Genomic DNA, 18,339 nt, shown 5'->3' with positions numbered 1-18,339 from the left:
AGGAGAGCGGCAGACGAATCTCCTATGGTGTGACCGACGGTGCGCTACGAGGTGATCGAGCCGGTGCGGCGGGGCAGGTCCGGGTCCTGGGCCCCATCGAGGTGCGGGTCGCCGGTCGGCCGCTGGATCTCGGCGGCCGGCGGCTGCGGCTCCTCCTCGCGCTGCTCACGGCCAACGCCGGGCGCGTGGTGACGGTGCGGACGCTGGCTGAAGGGCTGTGGGGCCTGGACGCGCCGCCCGACGCCCATCGGACGGTGCGTACCTACGTCTCACGCATGCGCGGATCCCTGACACCCGCCGCCCAGCAAGCACGTGCCGGTCAAAAAGCACGTACCGATCAGGAAACACGTCGGGGGCATCTGATCGCGACCCATCCGGCCGGCTACTCGCTGCGGCTGGAGGCCGCTTCGCTCGACGCGGTCACGTTCGAGCGGCTGACCGCCGAAGGCCGGGCCCTGGCCGCCGACCAGCCGTCCACCGCGCGCACGCGCCTGTCCGCCGCGCTGTCGCTCTGGCGCGGGGACGCCTACGGCGAGTTCGCCGAGGTCCCGATGCTCCGGCCGGAGGTGACCAGGCTGCGCCAGCTGCGGTTGCGCGCCGTCGAGGACCGGATCGACGCGGAGCTGCTGATCGGCGCGGGCGAGGCGCTGGTCGGTGAGCTGCTGACGCTGACGGAGCAGAACCCGGGGCACGAGCGGCTCTGGGGGCAGTTGATGATCGCGCTGTGCCGGGCGAGCCGCCATACCGAGGCGCTGGAGACGTTCGTGCGGGCCCGCGCCGCGCTCATCGAGCAGTCGGGAATGGAGCCGTCCCCGGCGCTGACCGAGATCCATCGCGGCGTGCTGGCCCACGACCCGCACCTGCTCGGCCCCCGCACCAGCGGGCCGGCGGTCGACGTCGGCGGTGGACCGCGGCCGAGCCAGTTGCCGCCGGACGTGGCCGGCTTCACCGACCGCGAGCGCGAGCTCGCCCACCTGGACGCGCTGCTGGCCGGCGAGAGCCCGGCCGGCGCGGTGGTCTGCGCCGTCTCCGGCACCGCAGGGGTGGGCAAGACCACTCTGGCCGTGCACTGGGCGCACCGGGTCGCGCGGCACTTCCCGGACGGCCGGCTCTACGTGAACCTGCGCGGCTTCGACCCCACCGGATCGGCGGTGCACCCGGCGCAGGCCGTCCGAGGCTTCCTGGACGCCTTCGGCATCCCTCCGGGCAGCGTCCCGCCGGGACTGGAAGCGCAGACCGCCATGTACCGCAGCCTGCTGAACGGCCGCAGGATGCTGGTGGTGCTGGACAACGCCCGCGACGCCGAGCAGGTGCGGCCGCTGCTGCCCGGCACCCCCGGATGCCTGACGCTGATCACCAGCCGCAACCGGCTCAGCAGCCTGGCCGCGCTGGAGGGCGCGAATCTGCTCGTGCTCGACCTCCTCACCGGCCCGCAGGCCCGCAATCTGCTGCGGGTGCGCCTGGGCGGCGACCGGATCGCCGCCGAGCCCGGCGCGGTGACGTCGATCGTCGAGCAGTGCGCGGGGCTGCCCCTGGCGCTGGCCATCGTGGCCGCCCGCAGCGCCGCCCAGCCGCACCTGCCGCTCGCCGCGCTCGCCCGCGAGCTGGAGGAACGCGAGCAGGAGGAGACCGCCCGCCTCGACCCCTTCGACGGCGGCGACCCGGTCACCGAGATCCGGGCCGTCTTCGCCTGCTCCTACCGCATGCTCGGCGAGGCCGCCGCCCGGCTGTTCCGGCTGCTCGGCCTGCATCCGCAGCGCGACATCGCCCTGCCCGCCGCGGCCGCCCTGGCGGGCGTGCCGCCGGCCCGCGCCCGGGCGCTGCTGGCAGAACTGGTGCGGGTGCACCTGGTCAACGAGCCGGTCCCGGGCCGGTTCTCCCTGCACGACCTGCTCCGTACGTACGCGGCGGAACTGGTCGTCACCCACGACGGCGAGGACGAGCGGCACGCGGCGACCCGCAGAATGCTCGACCACTACCTGCACACCGCCGACCTGGCCGGCTCCCTCCTGGACCGCAAGCGGGGCCTGGTCGTGCTCGGCCGCCCGGCGCCGGGCACCGCGCTCGGCACGCCGGGCGACTACGGCCAGGCGCTGGCCTGGTTCGCCGCCGAACATCCCGTTCTCCTCGCCCTCGTCGAACACGTCCCGCCCGGCTTCGAGACCCATGCCTGGCAGCTCGCCTCGACGCTCACCACGTTCCTCGACCGGCAGGGGCACTGGGCGTCGCTGGCGGCCGCGCAGACCGCCGCGCTGGCCGTGGCGCGACGCCGGCGCGACCCGGCCGGGCAGGCCAACGCCCATCTCGGGCTCGGGCTCGCCCATGCCGCGCTCGACCGCGCCGAGGCGCTGCGCCACTTCGGCATCGCGCTGGAGCTGTTCGAACGGCTCGGCTGCCACGTCGGGCAGGGCCGCACCCACCAGGCGTTCGCCCGGGTCCTGGGCGCGCAGGCCCGCCACGCCGAGGCGCTCGGCCACTCCTACGCCAGCCTTGAGCACTACCTGGCCGCCGACGACCGGGGCGGCCGATCCGCCGCCCTGGGCTGCGTCGGCTGGTTCCACGCCCAGCTCGGCGAGCACGCCAAGGCCCTCACGCACTGCAGGCGGGCACTCGCCCTGGCCGAGGAGATCGACGACCCCAACGGCCAGGCACACATCTGGGACACCATCGGCTACATCCACCACCATCTCGGCGAGCATCGGCAGGCCATCGACTGCTACCACCGGGCACTCGTCCTGTTCCGCCGGACCGGCGACCGCCGGAGCACGGCCATCGGCCTGGGCTACATCGGCGACACCCACAGCGTCGTCGGCGACCTGGCCGCCGCCCGCGACGCCTGGTCGCAGGCCCTGGTCATCGCCGACGAGCTCAATCTCTCCGACACGGACCCGCTGCGCGTCAAGCTCGCCGGGTGCCTGCGCCGGGCGGCCCTGGCCGCCGATCCATAGGTCGCTCATCTGGGCAGGTAGCGGCAGCGAAGCCCGGTGTGGACGGTGGCGCGCAGCTCGTCGGCGATCACCGGGTCGGCGTCGGCGATCCTGGCCAGGGCACGCCTGATGGCCTTGCCCACGGCGATCCTGGCCCGCTCCCGTCCGTCGGCGAAGGCGCGGACGCGACCGCCGAGCCCGGCCGCCGCGGTCAGCTCGGCCAGCAGCCAGTCGCGCTCCGCCACGGCGGCGGCGGCCCGCTCGGGATCGTTGAGCGCCCGGTACTGGTCGATCTCGGCCTGCAACTGCGACAGCCGGTGCTTGTAGGTGAGCCTGGCCTGCTCGTCCAGCATCGGCTGGTTCGAGCCGGCCTGGTCGGGGAGGCCGCCCCCGGGTCCGGCGGCCAGGTCGGCGGCGAGGATCTCGCGTCCGGGGTTCTCGGTCAGTACGGCCAGGTGCCGCATCCCCACGCTGTCGTCGACCAGTGCGCTCCTGCCGCGCCAGTCCAGCCGCCAGTGCCGGCCGCTGCGCCGACATGACACCGCGGCCGGCCCGCCGCCGGGCGCGAGGCGGTTCCGCGTGGACGCGGCGGGCAGCGTCATGCCCAGCCCGGCGGCCTCCTCGCCGGCCAGGGCCAGCTGGCGTCGGGCCGTCACGTCGTCGGGCCCGTGGCGCAGCGCCAATGCCTGACCCAGCCGATGGCGCGACAGGCAGGTGGCCGGCCAGTGCCCCAGCGCCAGGTTGGCCTGGACGGCCGCGCCGAGGTGCTCGACCGCCCGATCCGGCTCGCCCGCGGTGAGCGCGGCCGTCCCCAGCGCGTGCTGGACCGAGCCGAAACACGCCACCCCCGGCCCGACGACCACCGGCAGATGGGCGAACGGCACGAGCAGCTCGTACGCCCGGGCGGCGGTCTCCGCGTCGTCGAGCAGGAAGGCCGCCTCGACCACCGCGTGCACCGTGGCCAGCCAGCCCCTGGTGCGTGACAGCGTCGCCGGGTCGCCGACCCTGGCCAGCATGCCCCTGGCCACCCGCTGGTCCCCGGCCGCCGCGGCGGCCACCGCCAGCGCGGGGAAGCAGCCGAAGTCGGTGGAGCCGAGCGCCGGCGAGTTCACCAGCCCCGACAACGCCGGGACGAACTCGGCGATCCTGCCCTGGTACCAGCGGACGGTGGCCAGCTGGGCGCCGAACCAGTTGGCCGCGTCGGCGTCGCCGGCGGCCTCGCCCCGCTCGGCGCAGACCGCGGCCAGCGCCTCGGCCTGCGCGAACCGGCCCGCCCTGATCGCCAGCATGACCTCGACCGCCTGGACGACGAACCCCACCGCCAGGTGATCCCGCACCGCGAGCAGGCCGCGCAGCTCGGCCAGCGACCGTTCCGCGCGCGGATCGGCGGCCAGGAACAGGTCGACGGTCCGCCACAGCAGCCCGGCGAGCAGGTCTCCGCGACGCCCGGTCCTGGCCGCCTGGCAGATCAGCTCGTGCGCGAGTTCGAGCCGCAGCGCCTCGTGGCCCGGGCTCATCAGGCACTGGTGCGCCAGGCTCAGCGTCTCCGCCACCGCCACCGGGTCGCCGGTGTCCCTGGCCTCGGGCAGCGCACGGAGAATCGTCTCGTGCCGGCCGGCGAGATGGTCCTCCTCGGCCACCAGCCTGGCGCGCAGCCGCACCGCGAGCGGCGAGCGCGGGTCGAGGTTCGCCAGCGCCTGCCGCTGCCTGGACAGGACCTTGGCGGCCGAGGCCGCGGTGCGGTGCTCGTGCACCCACATGCCGCCCAGGCCCAGCGCGGCCCTGGCCGTCGCGGGCCCGTCGCCGGCGCGCTCGGCGACCTGGAAGGCCAGGTCGAACCGGCACCGTCCGGTCCGCAGGTCCCCGTCCAGGTGCAGCGCGCGCTCGGCCGCCACCAGCGACGCCTCGGCGTCGCCGGGCGCGCCGACGCAGGTCTCCAGCTCGTAGGCCAGGCTCATGCTCATCCCCCCAAGCCGCGCCCAGGTCCGCGATCCCCCCGGCCCGAGGCGGCGTCGGTGACTCCGGTGCCCCTTGGAACAGTTCACGCTCGCACGCCTCATCGACAATCCGTCGACGATCGGTCGACAGCCGCCTCGGCTCAGCCCGGCCGCCCGTCCACGCCGACGAGTCCGCCCCCATGACCGTCGGCGTTCCAACCCGTTCCACCGCGGCCTCGCCCCGCGCGAGAAACCGCACCCGGGTCGCGCGAAACCGGGGCGAGTGCGTGGTGAAACCGGGCCCGCTGACACTGTGGCCATGAGCATCACCCAAGAGAGAAGGACCGGCGTCGTCGAGACGGCGGTGAGCGCCGTGCTGGCCGAAGGGCTGGTCAAGTCGTTCGGCACGCAGCGCGCCGTCGACGGGATCGATCTGGACGTGCGACCGGGCGAGATATTCGGCGTACTCGGACCGAACGGCGCGGGCAAGACCACGACCATGCGCATGCTGGCGACCCTGCTGCGGATCGACTCAGGACGCGCGGAGATCTTCGGCGTGGACGTGGCAGACAACCCGCACGTGATCAGGCAACTGGTCGGGGTCACCGGCCAGTACGCGTCGGTGGACGAGAACCTGTCCGGCCGCGAGAACCTGTGGATGTTCGCCCGGCTGCAGGGCATCGGCTCCGCGCGGGCCGGGTGGATCGCCACCGGGCTGCTGGAGCGGTTCGGGCTGGAGAGCGCGGCCGACAAGCCGATCGCGCAGTTCTCCGGCGGCATGCGGCGCCGGCTGGACCTGGCGGCCAGCCTGATCACCAAACCCCCGCTGATCTTCCTGGACGAGCCGACCACCGGCCTCGACCCGCGTACCCGCGGCCAGATGTGGGAGACCATCCGCGGCCTGGTCGCCGACGGCTGCACGGTCCTGCTGACCACCCAGTACCTGGACGAAGCCGACCAGCTCGCCGACCGGGTCGCCGTCATCGACCACGGCAGGAAGGTGGCCGAGGGCACGCCCGACGAGCTGAAGACCACCGTCGGCGACTCCACCCTGCAGGTGGTGCTGGCCGCACCGGGCGAGACCGGGGACGCGGTGGCGATCGTCCGGCGGGTGCTCGGCGTCGAGCCGGCGCTCAGCCCGGAGCGAGGACGGCTCACCGCCCCGCTCGGCCAGGCCGACCTGGCCGCCGACGTGCTGATCGCGCTGCGTACCGCGGGAATCTCCGTCGCGTCGGTGAGCGTGGACAAGCCCAGCCTGGACGAGGTGTTCCTGGCACTCACCGGACACGGCGCCGGCGAGGACACCGCGAGCGCCGACGACACCACCGACGACGTGCACGAGGAGAAGGCCCGATGAGCACCACCCTGACCGCGCCGGCCCGCGAGACCGTCCGGGCCGCCGACCGCGTGGCCGCCGCGCGCCGGCACGTCTCGCTCGGCGAGACGCTCGCCCAGACCATGACGATGGCCTGGCGGGCGGTGAAGAAGATGCGGCGCAACCCCGAGCAGTTCTTCGACGTGACGCTGCAGCCCATCCTGTTCACGGCGATGTTCGCCTACATCTTCGGCGGGGCCATCGCCGGGAACGTGAGCAACTACCTGCCGCTCATGATCCCCGGCATCCTCGCCCAGACCGTGCTGACCACGTGCATGGCGACGGGCACCCAGCTCCGCGAAGACATGGAGAAGGGCGTCTTCGACCGGTTCAAGTCGCTGCCCATCGCCCGCATCGCGCCGCTGGCCGGGCCGATGGTCGCCGACCTGCTGCGTTACACCATCGCCTCCGGGCTGACCTTCGGCATGGGCATCCTCATGGGCTACCGGCCGGGCGGCGGCGTCACCGGCACGCTCGCCGCGATCGCGCTGTCGATCGTCACCGGCTGGTCGCTGGCCTGGGTGTTCACCTGGGTCGGCACCATCGCCCGCAGCGCCCAGGCGGTGCAGGGCATCTCGATGATGATCCTGTTCCCGCTGACGTTCCTGTCCAACGCGTTCGTGCCGGTCGACACGCTGCCGGGCTGGCTGGCCGCGTTCGTCAAGGTCAACCCGGTCTCGCACCTGGTCACCGCGGCCCGCGACCTGGCCAACGGCGGCGTCGTCACGGGTGAGGTCGCCTGGACGCTACTGGCCTGCCTGATCTGCATCGCGATCTTCGCGCCGTTGTCCGTGCGCAGCTACAAGCGTCACATGTGACCCGTGGTCGCGCAGCGCCCGCCTGGCCTCGCCGAGCAGGTCGTGGCCGCGCCGATCGCCGTACTCCGCGCGGACGGCGGCGATCAGGCCGGGCACGGCACTCTCCGCGTGCGGTTCGATCCGCTCGAAGGCCATGCTGGCCATCATCTGGTTGTACGAGAAACGCTCGGCCAGCACCAGCAGCCTGATCGCCACGCGCGGCGGCAGCGCCCCGCGCAGCAGCCCCCACGCCCCCAGCGAGAACAGCGTCATCCCGGCCACCGGGTAGTCCAGGAAGGTGTTCGCCTCGCTCAGCACCTCATCGCGCAGGAGGGCGTACTGCGTGGCGAACAGCTCCTCGCCGAACCACAGGTCGGCGGGACCGGCGTGGTAGGCGTGGACCGTCAGCGCGACGGACGCGGCGACCATCACCCACGGCTCGACACCGGTCTTCGGCAGCCCGGCCAGGCGCAGGTCACGAGCCCGCTGCACGGCCAGCCGGTACTCCGACAGCGCCAGCGCGACGTCGCCGCGGGCCAGCGCCAGCTCCGCCGCGCACGCCGGGATGATCGCCAGGCCGCCCTGCACCGCCTCGCTCTCGTTGATCCGCATCAGCTCGGCGAGCTCGGCCTCGGCCGTCGCCAGGTCGCCCGACTGGATGGCGAGATACATCATGATGGCCCGGAGCTGGGCCTCGTCGTCGGTGGCGCCGATCCTGATCATGACAGGGAGTGCGGCCCTGGCGTGGCCGGCCGCCCGCTCGGGGTCGCCCGCCTGCATCGCCAGATGGGCCAGCGTGGCGCGCATGATGGCCCGGGTCCACGGGCCGTCGTCGTCTCCCGTCAGGGCGAGCGTCCGCTCCGCCACCGCGGCCGCGCCCGCCGTGTCGCCGGTGTTCTCCAGGGCGTGGGTCAGCATCTGGCCGGCGAACAGCGCCAGGTCGTGATCGGTGCTCTGGCTGAGCTCGGTGAGCCGGCGCAGCGCGCTCTCGCCGTTGGCGGGATCACTGGCCATCGTCACCCGCGTCATCGCCGTCAGACGGCGGTCGGTGGTGTCGCGGTCGGGCAGCCGGGCGAGCAGGTCGCGCAGCTGGTGATGACTGTCGGTGATCACCATCAGGTTCATGAGCATGATGAGGAGGGTCACCCTGGTCAGGTCCTCCAGCTCGGGGGGCGGGAACCAGCCGGTGATCGTCTGGGTGAGCGCCTCGCCGAGCGCGATGATCCTGGGATGGTCGCCGCGGACCGACCACAGCGGGCCGACCGCGGACATCAACCGCACCGCCATGGCCGGATCGCCCTCGGCGAGCGCCCGGCGCAGCAGGTCGGCCAGGTTGCCCTCCTCGGCGCGCAGCGCGTCGACCGCGGCGAACTGGTCGGCGCCGAACAGCGCGGCGGCGTGGCGCATGCCGTACTCGGTCGCCCAGGTCTGCTGCGCCGTGCGGGCCTGCGCCTCCTCGCCCGCCTCGGCCAGGCGCATCAGGCCGAACTCACGGACCGTCTCCAGCATGCGGTAGCGCAGGCCGAAGGCGTTCTCCCTGACGCTCAGCAGCGACTGCTCGGTCAGCGCGTGCACGGCCTGCAGCGCGCCCGGCCCCAGGACGTGTTCCGCCGTCTCCAGCGTGAAACCGTCGCCGAACAGCGACATCCGGCGCAGCGCGCGCCGTTCCTGCTCGTCCAGCAGGTTCCAGGACCAGTCGATGACGGCCAGCAGGGTCTGGTGCCGGTCGGGGGCGCTGCGGTTGCCGCCGCGCAGCAGCGCGAACCTGTCGGCCAGCCGCCGCCTGATCTCCTCCACCGACATGACCCGCACCTTGGCCGCGGCCAGCTCGATGGCCAGCGGCAGCCCGTCGAGGCGGGTGACGATCTCACGCACCGCCTCCTCCTCCAGCCGCACGCCCGGACGCGCCGCCGTGGCCCGCTGCCCGAACAGCTCGACCGAGTCGCCCGTGGCCAGCTCGCCGAGCTGGTGCACCCGTTCGGCGGGGATCGACAGCGGGGCGCGCGAGGTGGTGAGCACCCGCAGGTCACGGGTGTTGGCGACGAGGAAGGCCACCAGGTCGGCGACGGCCTCGATGACGTGCTCGCAGTTGTCCAGGATGAGCAGCGAGGGCACCTGGTCCAGATGACCGGCGATGCGCGAGCGTACGTCGCTGCGCTGCTGCGGGGTCAGCACCCGCCGCGCGGTGACCGAGTCGCGCACCCCGAGCGCCGAGCCGACCTCGCCGACCACGCCCTCAGGCGAGGACACGGCGACGAGCTCGACGAAGTGCGCCACCGGCTGGGCGGCGTTCCTGCCCACCACATGGGCCAGCCGTGTCTTGCCGAGCCCGCCCGCGCCGACGATGGAGACGACCCGGCCGGTCTGCAGCAGGGCGTGCACCGAGCGGATGTCGTCGTCGCGGCCGAGCAGTGAGGATCCGTCGTACAGGATGCCCTCGCGCACCGGCCGGTCGGCGGCCAGCAGCGCGGCGTGCACCCGCGTCAGCTCGGGGCCCGGGTCGGCGCCGAGGTGTTCGGCCAGGTCGGCGCGGTAGCGTTCGAAACGTTCCAGCGCCGAGGCGACGCCGCGCACCGCCGCCTCGCTCCGCAGCAGGCACGCCAGCAGCTCCTCGTCGTGCGGCCGGACGGACGCGTACTCCTCCAGCAGGGGCAGCGCGCCCGCGTGGTCGCCGTCCCTGCTGCGCGCGACGGCCAGCACCCGGCGGGCCTCCTCCAGCGCCTTCGCGGCGTCGGCGCGCACGTCGGCCAGCGGCCCGCTGGACGGCTCGAACCCGCTCGCCACCAGCGCGACCGCCTCTTCGGCCCGCCGCCTGGCCACCGCCGTGTCGCCCCCGCCCAGCGCCTCGCGCGCCTGCCCCGCGAGGCTCGCGAGCAGCAGCGCGTCGACCTGATCGGCCGGCAGGCCGAGCCGATAGCCGCGCGCCGTACGCACCACGACGTCGGGATGGGTGGCGGCCCGCGTACGCGAGACCACGACCTGCAGCGCCTTGGTGGGATTGGCCGGAGACTCCTCGCTCCACAGCTCCTCGACCAGCCGCTCGTCGCTGAGACCGGTGCCGGCGTGCAGCGCGAGGACGGCCAGCAGCGCCTGCGCCCGGTCACCGGCCAGCCGCGTGCCCTGCCAGCGGACACCGTCGAGAAAGGTCAGCGCTGGAGCCACGTCTGCCAGCTTACGGCTGAACCGGCATTACGCATCGAAGCAGGGCAAGGGGCCGAGCGGGCGGTGCTCTGCAGGTTCCTGCAGCCGGAGCTGCAGCTTCTCCGTCTCCCGCGAACCACCCCAACGCCGACATCCTTGCCCGCATGGAGCGACACGACATCATCGACACCTGCCTGAGAATGGCCTGGCACGCCGACCAGCGGCAGTGGGACAAGCTGGCCGAGGTGTTCTCCGGCAAGGTGACTCTCGACTACACCAGCCTCAACGGCGGTGAGCCCGTCACGCTCACCCCGGCGCAGATCATCGACGGCTGGCGGGCCGCGCTCGGCGGCTACGCGGCCACCCAGCACCTGCTCGGCCACCCCTTGGTCGTCGTCGACGGCGACACCGCGTCGTGCACCGCCCCCTTCCAGGCCACCCACCGTAAGAGCGATGACACCTTGTGGACGCTCGGGGGCACCTACCGCTTCGCCCTGACCCGCACCGGAGGAAGCTGGCGCATCACCGCGGTGGTCATGACCGCGGCCTGGAACGACGGCGTCCGATGAGGCGGATCGCCATCGCCGGAACGGCGGTGGCCGTGCTGGCCGTCGGCGCGATCGCGGCCGTGTCGGGCAGCGACTTCCTGCGCGCGGTCGTCGCCGACACCGTCCAGCCGCTGCCCTCGCCGGCCGCCTCGCGCGGCCCGCTGGACCCCGCGGCGCAGCGCTACCTGGACGCGGTGGCGGCCGCGGACGCCGACGCGCTGGCCGCCGCCTTCGCGCCCGACGGCCTGGTCGTCGACGTCGGCCGCGAGATCCGCGGCAGGGACGCCATCCGCCGATGGGCGGCCGACGAGGTCATCGGCGGCGTGTACACGCTGCTGGACCACACCCCGCGCGACGGCGGGGTGAGCATGCTGGTCCGCTTCCAGCCCGGCGGCGTGGGCGGCTTCCGCGCGAACTACCACTTCGACATCACCGACGGATTGATCACCAAAGCGACCTTGGAGTACGCGTGAACGTGACCTTCGACAGCGACGGCGTCACCCTGTCCGGCAACCTGTTCCTGCCAGAAGGGGTGGAGCGGGCGCCCGGCGTGGTCGTGGCGGGCACCTGGACCAGCGTCAAGGAGCTGATGGCCGACCGGTACGCCGAGCGGCTGGCCCAGCGCGGCTTCGCGGCGCTGTCCTTCGACTTCACCGGCTTCGGCGCCTCGGGCGGCGAGCCGAGGGACGTGGAGAACCCGGCGCGCAAGGTCAGGGACATCCACCACGCGGTCGGCTTCCTGGCCGCCCACCCGGCGGTCGACGGCGACCGGCTGGGCGCTCTGGGCATCTGCGCGGCGGCGATGTACATGGCCGACAACGCCGCCGACGATCCCCGCATCTCCTCTCTGGCGCTGGTGGCGCCCTGGCTCCACGACGCCGCCATCTGCGAGGCCGCCTACGGGGGCGCGCAGGCGGTGGCCGACAAGATCAAGATCGGACGCGAGGCCCGGTCGCGCCATGACGAGACAGGCGAGATCGACTACGTGCCGGTGGTGAGCGCCACGGACCAGCGCGCGGCCATGCCGTACGACATCGACTTCTATCTCAACCCGGCCCGCGGCGGCATCGCGGCCTGGCCCAACCGGTTCGCGGTGATGGCCTGGCCGGACTGGCTCACCTACGACTCCATCGCGCTGGCCCCGCGGATCAGCCGTCCCACCCTGCTGGTGCACAGCGAGGACGCCGCCATCCCCGACGGCGCGCGCCGCTTCCACGCCGGGCTGGCCGGGCCCAAGGACATCCTGTGGACCCAGGGCACCCAGTTCGACTTCTACGACCAGGAGCCGCAGGTGGCGGTGTCGGCCGACGCCGTGGCCGCGCACTTCCGCAGGACGCTGGGATGATCCTGGTCACCGGAGCCACCGGCAACGTCGGCCGCGAGGTGGTCGCGGAGCTCACCGCGGCGGGCGCCCCGTTCCGCGCCCTGTCGCGGAGCGAGGGAGCAGACCTGAACGAACCCGCCTCGCTGCGTCCCGCGCTGGACGGGGTGCGAGCGGTGTTCCTGCTGCCCGGCTACCGCTACATGCGTGGGCTGACCGCCGAGTTCGACAGGGCCGGGGTCGAGCGGGTCGTGCTGTTGTCCAGCCAGGCCGCCGTGGCCACCGACACCGCCAACGCCGTCTCCGCGTACATGATCGACTCCGAGGCGGCCGTCCGTGAGTCCGGCTCGGCCTGGACGTTCCTGCGGCCGTCCGCCTTCATGTCCAACGCTCTGCGCTGGCTGCCGCAGCTGCGGACGGGCGACGTCGTGAGCGACGCCTTCGGCGACGTGCCGATCGCCGCCATCGACCCGGCCGACATCGCGGCGGTGGCCGTCGAGGCGCTGCTCGGGCCGGGGCACGAGGGACGCGTCTACTCTCTCAGCGGGCCTGAGGCGCTGCTGCCCGCCGACCGCGTCCGCATCCTCGGCCGGGCACTGGGCCGCGAGCTGCGCTTCGAGGCGCTGACGGACGAGGAGGCCTGGACGCGGATGAGCGCCACCACGCCGATCGAGTACGTGCGGGCGTTCTTCAGCTTCTACCGCGACCACACCATCGACGAGAGCACCGTCCACCCCACCGTGGAGAAACTCACCGGCCGTCCTGCCCGCACCTTCGCGCAATGGGCCGGCGCCCACGTCTCCGACTTCGGAGCGCGCCCCTCGTGATCGGGAGGTTCGCCTGGACGGGGCAGGTTCGTATCGTCAGGCATCTGCTTCACCCCGCCCGGCTGACACCGCCGGCCCGTCTCCTCACAGCCAGCCGCGTTCCTTGGCACGCAGCGCCGCCTGGAAGCGGGTGGCCGCGTCGAGGCGCGCCATCAGCTCCGCCACGTGCGCGCGGAACTTGCGCACCGACACGCTGATCGACCGGGCGGCGGCCTCGTCGGTGTCGTGGCAGGTCAGCGCGCGCAGGACCTGCTGCTCGATCGGTGACAGCGGCAGATCGTCCAGGTCGCGGGCCCGCTCCCACATGCCGTCGAAGACGTCCGCCAGCATGGCCACCACGCCGGGCTGGCGGATCTGCAGCGCCCCCGCCCGCGGCTGGGCGGGCGAGGCCTGGACGAAGGCGACCGACCGGTTGACGATCGCCAGGTGCCTGACCGGCTCGATGGTCACCCGGTGCAGGTCGCCCAGGGCGTGCCAGGACCGGGCGTGCTCCTCCTCGTCCGGGTCCTCCAGGGTGTGGGCCGGGAAGAGGGTGCGGCTGCGTAACCCGCGCGCCAGCAGCTGCTGGAATGGCCTGTCGTCGTAGCCGGCGGCGGCGTGCCTGGCGCGGATCTTCATGTGCGTGAACTCGCCGGGATCGGCGGCCAGCATCGTGCGTATGCGCCGGGTGACCGCCGCCCCCTCGGGGATGTGCTCGACCATCTGCACCGCCCGGCCGCTGCGATGCTCCTCCGCCAGCTCGGTCAGCACGTCCCAGGCGAGCGTCAGCTCGGTGAGCTGGCGCCGCGTCTGCTCGATGCGCCGACGTACCAGCACGTCGATCGCGGCGGCCGGGGAGAGCGCGGTCAGCGTGCCGTCCACCAGGCCCAGCTCCCGTAACTCGGCCAGCACCGGCCCCACACCCGGCACGACCAGCTCGACCCCCGCCGCCCGCAGGTCCGCCCGTGGATTGCGCAGCAGGTAGCGGTACAGACGCTCCTGCTCAGCGGTCAGCCCCAGGCTCTCCAGGCTCATCATCACTCCGGGTCTCGCACACGTGCCCCTCCTGCCAGGAGGGCTGATACCGATCGATCAACCGTGTTCCGTACCGGCGCCGCGGCGCGTCCAGCTCGTCAGAGGGCTCTTCATGGCCGGTTGTTCTTGCCGTCCAGCCACAGCGTGTCGGACTCGTCCCGATGGGAGCCCGAGGTGCCCACGTGCTTGGCGTCGATCTTCGACCCCTTCTTGATGACGTGCACCAACGCCATCGCGTGTCCACGTCCGAGGTCGTAGTCCTGCTTCAGCCAGTCGACGATCACTCCGGCCTTCACGGACGGCTCGTCGAAGCCACGCTCCTTCGCCAGAGCGATGAACTCACGCGGCGTCAGTCCGGTCTTGTCCTCGATGTTGTCGAGGTAGGCCTGGAACGACATACGTTTCTCCATTCCGTCGGTAGTCCTGCGAGCAGCAAGCTTGTCTTTTGCAAGTGTGATCTGTCAACTGAAGCATGCGGTACGATCTGCAGCGTGGCGTCTCGCGAGTACGGACAGTTCTGCGGCCTGGCCCGCGCGATGGAGATGATCGGCGAACGGTGGAGCGTGCTGATCATCCGTAACCTGCTCATCGGCGCCCAGCGCTTCACGGACCTGCACAGGGGCCTGCCGGCCATCCCGACCAACGTCCTTTCCGCCCGGCTCAAACAGCTGGAAGAGGCGGGGCTGGCCACCCGCCGCGCGCTGCCGCACCCCGAGCGCGCCGTGGTCTACGAACTCACCGACTTCGGACGCGACCTCGAACCCGCGTTGATCGCGCTGGGACGCTGGGGCGCGCGGACACTCGCCGAGCCCCGCCCCGGCGAGGTCGTCACCGCCGAATCGATCGCCATGTCCTTCCGCACCACCTTCCAGCCGGAAGCCGCCGTCGGCGTCACCGCCGGCTACGAGCTCCGCATGGGCGACTTCACGTTCCGCCTGCAGATCACCGACGGAGCACTCGCGGTCGGCATCGGCCCGCACCCGTCCCCTGACCTCGTCATCGAACGGCTGACCGGTTTCCCCATCCGCGAGCTGATAACCGGCGGCAAGACCCCCGACGAAGTACTCCGCGACGGCAGCGTGCGCACAGAAGGTGATCCCGCACTGCTCGGCCGGTTCGTCGAGATGTTCCGCTTCTGATCAACAGGCCCGCGCATACGCGACAACCGGCTCGATCATTGCGCCCAGCGGGAGAGCACATGCCCGCTGAAGTTCGTATTGCGGTCGTCTTCGCGGCGCCGCTGGGCAGCTGAATTCGCACCAGACAATCGCCACAGGCGACTTCATCGAGCGTTAGGATACGACTGTATCCTAACGGCACGTGAGGTGAGGTCACCATGCGCATGCCCGACCGGCCGTCGGCCTTCACCAGCAACTCTGCACGTGACAAGTACTACGCCGCCTACGACCGAGTGCTCGGCGAGCTGTGGCCGGCGCCGGTGGACGCCATCGACGTGGAGACCCGAGCCGGCAAGGTGCGAATCCACCGGGCTGGGCCCGCCACGGGAGAACCCGTAGTCCTCCTGGCCGGGGCCGGTGGGAACGCACTGGCTTGGTATCGCTACATCGAGCCGCTGGCACGCACGCGTCCGGTCATCGCCGTCGACCCGCTCGGCGAGCCCGGCCTCTCGGTCCAGACGCGGCCGCTCGCGACCAGTGCCGAGGTCGGTGGCTGGCTCACCGACGTCCTGGCCGCGGTCGGCGCCGAGCACGCACATGTGGTGGGCTCCTCCTACGGCGGCTGGACCGCGCTGGAACAGCAGCGTGGCGGCGGCGGCCGGGTCGCGGCGCTGACGCTGGTGGATCCGGTCGGCTTCGCGCCGTTGACCGGGCGGTTCTACCGGTGGGTCATCGTCGGCGGTATGGCCGCGCTGCTTCCTCGTACGCTGCGACACCGCGCCGCCGGCGCATTGGGCAACGGCACGCTGCGCGAGGACGTGCTGATGAAGCTGATGCTCGCCGGCCGCTCCTTCCGCCGGCGGCTGCCCATGCCACCCGCCTACACCGACGAGCAGGTACGTGAGCTGACCGTACCCGTACAGGTGCTGCTGGGCGCCCGCAGTGCGGTGCACGACGCGCGGGCGGTGGTCGCGCGGCTGGCCGAGATCGCGCCATCATGGCGGGTGGAGATCGTGCCCGGCACCGGGCATGCGCTGCCCGTCGAGGCTCCAGGCCTGGTCACAGAGCGGATCCTCGCCTTCCCCGGCCAAGCCCGGCCCGAGATCGCAACGCCGGAGCACGGCACGAACCCGCGGCCAGGACACTGACATGCCCAAACAGGTCGACCATGATGAGCGGCGACGCCGGCTGACCGAGGCGCTGCTGCGCATCGCCGGCACCCGCGGCCTGCAGGCGGTGTCGATGCGCGAGATCGCCGCCGAGGCCGGCGTCTCGCTTCGGGTGGTCCAGTACTACTTCACCGACAAGCAGGCCCTGCTCGACTCCGGTCTCACCGAACTGGCCGCCCGCCTGGACCGCCGAGTCAAGCAGCGGGCCGCCGCCACGGAAGGGCTGTCCACGCGAGGTGTCTTCGAAGCCGTCCTCGGCGCGATCCTGCCCTCCGACGAACAGAGCCGGCTGGACTCGCTGGCCTGGACCGCCTACTACACCGCCGCACTCACCGACCCGGCGCTCGCCGCGGCCGCGCTCACCCGACCCGGTGCGCTGGAAGACTTCCTCACCATCCGGCTCACCACCGCGCAGCAGGCCGGAGACCTCGCCTCCGATCGCGACCCGCGCACCGAGGTCGCCACACTTCTGGCCCTCGTCAACGGCCTGACCGCCGGCGTCCTGGGCCGACAGCGCAGCCACGAGGCCGCCGCCGCGATCATCGGGTACCACCTGGACCGCTTGTTCGGGCCGGCATCCACGCAACGGCCGCCCCCGGCCTGAGCCGACGACCCGGCCGCATCCCGTCCGTGACGGGGGCGCGCCGAACCGGCATTCGGGCCGGACAGGCCGGAACACGCGATCGCGCCGATGGCCGGGGCAGGCGACCGACCCCAACGAGGCGGCCCTGATCGACCTGCGCAAACGGCTGTCACAGTGTGACCGCAAGCTCGGCCGGTACCGTTCAGCGCTCAATGCCGGAGGTGATCCAGCCAGCACATGCGTGGCCAAGCCGAACCCGTTGTGCCAGCTCGCCGATGGCCAGAGCCTCGCTTGACTTCATGTGTACATTAACCGGCACGCTGACGGCATGATCAAGTCATCGATCGCGGTCACCCGCGTGGTCAACTCCTGCGTGCTGCTGGAGCTGGACGGCCATCCCGTACTCACCGACCCGTGGTTCACCGAACGGTGGTGGCTGCGCCGTGGAGAGCCACTCGGCCTGGGGATCGGCGACCTGCCTCCGCTCGCCGCCATCGTCGTCACCAACCTGGCCACCAACCACTGGGACCTGCGCGGGTTGCGCGCCCTGCCCGCCAAGGACACCACCCCCTTGTACGTGCCCACCGCCGGCATGGCGCGCCGCGCCCAGGCGCTCGGCTTCCTGCGGGCAGAGCGCCTCAGCTGGGGACAGACCCGCGACGTCGCCCCCGGCGTGTCCATGCGGGTGGTGCCCGCGGGACGGACCCTGATCTGGCCCAACAACGCCTATGCGTTCGAGACCGCGGGTGGCCGGGTGTTCTTCGGCGGTGAGATCGCCGACGTCGCGCTCGTGGAGCGTTACCGCGCCCAGCAGCCACCGGCAGACCTCGCTTTGCTGCCGGTCAACGGGTTGCGTCCGCTGTTCGGCCCGCGTCTGGTGATGGGTCCGGCGCAGGCCGTCGCCGGGTCGTCCGTACTGGGCGCGCGGGTGCTGGTGCCCGTGCACGATGCCCACGGGCACGACCCGCTCTCGCGGCTGTTCCGCACCAACGGCACCGCCTCGGACGCGGCGCGGCTGTCCGGTCCGGACCTGCTCGTGACCGACTTGCCGACCGGCGAACGATGGGAGTTGCCGTGCTGAACGTGTTCCGGCACGGGAGGATCACGCAGATCGAGCCGATCGCATGCGTCGCATCCGCATCTCCGGGCCGCAACTGCCGGGATGTCCGGCACGCACATCCGTCTGCGGGTCGGTAACCCCGGCCGGCCTCGCTCGTGGCTGCGGGGATTCCTGCGCACCTACTCAATCTAGGATTGCTCGCCACACGGTCGCCTCGACGTGTGCGTACTCGACCACCCCAGCGCCGGGCCGTGAGCTTCGTGGTCGCGCCGAGCGCGTATCAGCGACACCGCCGCCGAACCCAGAACCCGACAGGACTGAACGCCCACTCGGCTTTCGTCTTTGCCCTGGTAGGCACCGGTGGTGATCCCGCTCGCACAGCGGGCCGGCCGTACCAGCGGATCTCCGCACCAAGTGGCTTGCCTGCCCGGCCAGGAGTCGTTCGAGTCGACCGGCGCGGTGTTGTGCGGGGCTGGGCCGGTCAAGACGCCGGTCGGGCTGGCACCGGCGCCTGAGCACGGG

Annotated in this window: 15 protein-coding genes; 11 read left to right on the top strand and 4 right to left on the bottom strand. The window is 72.5% G+C overall.

Annotation, left to right across the window (positions count from 1 at the left end; translation table 11 throughout):
* Positions 1-29: 29 nt before the first annotated feature.
* Positions 30-2,948, top strand: coding sequence for an AfsR/SARP family transcriptional regulator (locus HII36_RS00125; RefSeq protein ID WP_173520923.1), 2,919 nt, complete (start codon positions 30-32; stop codon positions 2,946-2,948).
* Positions 2,949-2,953: 5 nt separating this feature from the next.
* On the opposite strand, the gene HII36_RS00120 is transcribed toward HII36_RS00125, so the two are convergent.
* Positions 2,954-4,885 (bottom strand): ATP-binding protein, encoded by a 1,932-nt coding sequence (locus HII36_RS00120; RefSeq protein WP_217368981.1) that lies wholly within the window; start codon positions 4,883-4,885, stop codon positions 2,954-2,956.
* Positions 4,886-5,183: 298 nt separating this feature from the next.
* Here HII36_RS00120 and HII36_RS00115 point away from each other — a divergent pair, with 298 nt between their 5' ends.
* Together HII36_RS00115 and HII36_RS00110 are read left to right on the top strand one after the other, a co-directional pair.
* Positions 5,184-6,221: an ATP-binding cassette domain-containing protein gene (locus tag HII36_RS00115; protein ID WP_173520922.1), complete on the top strand. Its 1,038-nt coding sequence runs from the start codon at positions 5,184-5,186 to the stop codon at positions 6,219-6,221.
* Entirely contained in the window at positions 6,218-7,057 is an 840-nt protein-coding gene (locus HII36_RS00110; RefSeq protein WP_173520921.1) for an ABC transporter permease, read from the top strand. The genes HII36_RS00115 and HII36_RS00110 overlap by 4 nt, the downstream gene beginning before the upstream one ends.
* Here HII36_RS00110 and HII36_RS00105 read toward each other — a convergent pair.
* Entirely contained in the window at positions 6,986-10,198 is a 3,213-nt protein-coding gene (locus HII36_RS00105; protein ID WP_173520920.1) for an ATP-binding protein, read from the bottom strand. The two genes, HII36_RS00110 and HII36_RS00105, sit on opposite strands and share 72 nt — an antisense overlap.
* Positions 10,199-10,341: 143 nt before the next feature.
* On the opposite strand from HII36_RS00105, the gene HII36_RS00100 reads away from it, so the two are divergent.
* From HII36_RS00100 to HII36_RS00085, 4 genes are read left to right on the top strand one after another with little or no spacing between them, the layout of a single operon-like run.
* Complete coding sequence (locus HII36_RS00100; RefSeq protein ID WP_173520919.1) at positions 10,342-10,746, top strand: nuclear transport factor 2 family protein; 405 nt, start codon at positions 10,342-10,344, stop codon at positions 10,744-10,746.
* Positions 10,743-11,198 carry a nuclear transport factor 2 family protein gene (locus tag HII36_RS00095; protein ID WP_217368980.1) on the top strand — a complete coding sequence of 152 codons (456 nt, stop codon included), beginning with the start codon at positions 10,743-10,745 and terminating at the stop codon, positions 11,196-11,198. Before HII36_RS00100 ends, HII36_RS00095 begins: the two co-directional genes overlap by 4 nt.
* On the top strand, positions 11,195-12,070 hold the full coding sequence (locus tag HII36_RS00090; protein WP_173520918.1) for an alpha/beta hydrolase: 876 nt from the start codon (positions 11,195-11,197) through the stop codon (positions 12,068-12,070). Before HII36_RS00095 ends, HII36_RS00090 begins: the two co-directional genes overlap by 4 nt.
* On the top strand, positions 12,067-12,873 hold the full coding sequence (locus tag HII36_RS00085; RefSeq protein WP_173520917.1) for an NAD(P)H-binding protein: 807 nt from the start codon (positions 12,067-12,069) through the stop codon (positions 12,871-12,873). Before HII36_RS00090 ends, HII36_RS00085 begins: the two co-directional genes overlap by 4 nt.
* 84 nt (positions 12,874-12,957) lie before the next feature.
* Here the strand turns inward: HII36_RS00085 and HII36_RS00080 are convergent, their stop codons facing one another.
* Positions 12,958-13,887, bottom strand: coding sequence for a helix-turn-helix domain-containing protein (locus HII36_RS00080; RefSeq protein WP_173520916.1), 930 nt, complete (start codon positions 13,885-13,887; stop codon positions 12,958-12,960).
* 110 nt (positions 13,888-13,997) lie between these two features.
* Complete coding sequence (locus tag HII36_RS00075; RefSeq protein WP_173520915.1) at positions 13,998-14,285, bottom strand: DUF4287 domain-containing protein; 288 nt, start codon at positions 14,283-14,285, stop codon at positions 13,998-14,000.
* Between the two features lie 93 nt (positions 14,286-14,378).
* Between HII36_RS00075 and HII36_RS00070 the strand changes: the two genes are divergently transcribed.
* From HII36_RS00070 to HII36_RS00055, 4 genes are all read left to right on the top strand, one after another.
* Positions 14,379-15,026 (top strand): winged helix-turn-helix transcriptional regulator, encoded by a 648-nt coding sequence (locus HII36_RS00070; protein ID WP_173520914.1) that lies wholly within the window; start codon positions 14,379-14,381, stop codon positions 15,024-15,026.
* A gap of 197 nt (positions 15,027-15,223) precedes the next feature.
* Complete coding sequence (locus tag HII36_RS00065; protein ID WP_173520913.1) at positions 15,224-16,153, top strand: alpha/beta fold hydrolase; 930 nt, start codon at positions 15,224-15,226, stop codon at positions 16,151-16,153.
* Position 16,154: 1 nt separating this feature from the next.
* Positions 16,155-16,778 (top strand): TetR/AcrR family transcriptional regulator, encoded by a 624-nt coding sequence (locus HII36_RS00060; protein ID WP_173520912.1) that lies wholly within the window; start codon positions 16,155-16,157, stop codon positions 16,776-16,778.
* 307 nt (positions 16,779-17,085) lie between these two features.
* Positions 17,086-17,838 carry an MBL fold metallo-hydrolase gene (locus HII36_RS00055; protein ID WP_173520911.1) on the top strand — a complete coding sequence of 251 codons (753 nt, stop codon included), beginning with the start codon at positions 17,086-17,088 and terminating at the stop codon, positions 17,836-17,838.
* Positions 17,839-18,339: the final 501 nt, after the last annotated feature.

Origin of the sequence: Nonomuraea antri, assembly GCF_013283785.1 — a bacterium.
GTDB classification, from domain to species: domain Bacteria; phylum Actinomycetota; class Actinomycetes; order Streptosporangiales; family Streptosporangiaceae; genus Nonomuraea; species Nonomuraea antri.
This window is presented reverse-complemented; position numbering and strand designations above follow the sequence as displayed.

Bases quoted from the DNA above. Each gene is read 5' to 3' on its own strand.
- HII36_RS00120 (WP_217368981.1), bottom strand. From the start codon at position 4,885: ATGAGCCTGGCCTACGAGCTGGAGACCTGCGTCGGCGCGCCCGGCGAC.
- HII36_RS00115 (WP_173520922.1), top strand. From the start codon at position 5,184: ATGAGCATCACCCAAGAGAGAAGGACCGGCGTCGTCGAGACGGCGGTG.
- HII36_RS00110 (WP_173520921.1), top strand. From the start codon at position 6,218: ATGAGCACCACCCTGACCGCGCCGGCCCGCGAGACCGTCCGGGCCGCC.
- HII36_RS00100 (WP_173520919.1), top strand. From the start codon at position 10,342: ATGGAGCGACACGACATCATCGACACCTGCCTGAGAATGGCCTGGCAC.
- HII36_RS00095 (WP_217368980.1), top strand. From the start codon at position 10,743: ATGAGGCGGATCGCCATCGCCGGAACGGCGGTGGCCGTGCTGGCCGTC.
- HII36_RS00085 (WP_173520917.1), top strand. From the start codon at position 12,067: ATGATCCTGGTCACCGGAGCCACCGGCAACGTCGGCCGCGAGGTGGTC.
- HII36_RS00080 (WP_173520916.1), bottom strand. From the start codon at position 13,887: ATGAGCCTGGAGAGCCTGGGGCTGACCGCTGAGCAGGAGCGTCTGTAC.
- HII36_RS00075 (WP_173520915.1), bottom strand. From the start codon at position 14,285: ATGTCGTTCCAGGCCTACCTCGACAACATCGAGGACAAGACCGGACTG.
- HII36_RS00065 (WP_173520913.1), top strand. From the start codon at position 15,224: ATGCGCATGCCCGACCGGCCGTCGGCCTTCACCAGCAACTCTGCACGT.
- HII36_RS00060 (WP_173520912.1), top strand. From the start codon at position 16,155: ATGCCCAAACAGGTCGACCATGATGAGCGGCGACGCCGGCTGACCGAG.
- HII36_RS00055 (WP_173520911.1), top strand. From the start codon at position 17,086: ATGATCAAGTCATCGATCGCGGTCACCCGCGTGGTCAACTCCTGCGTG.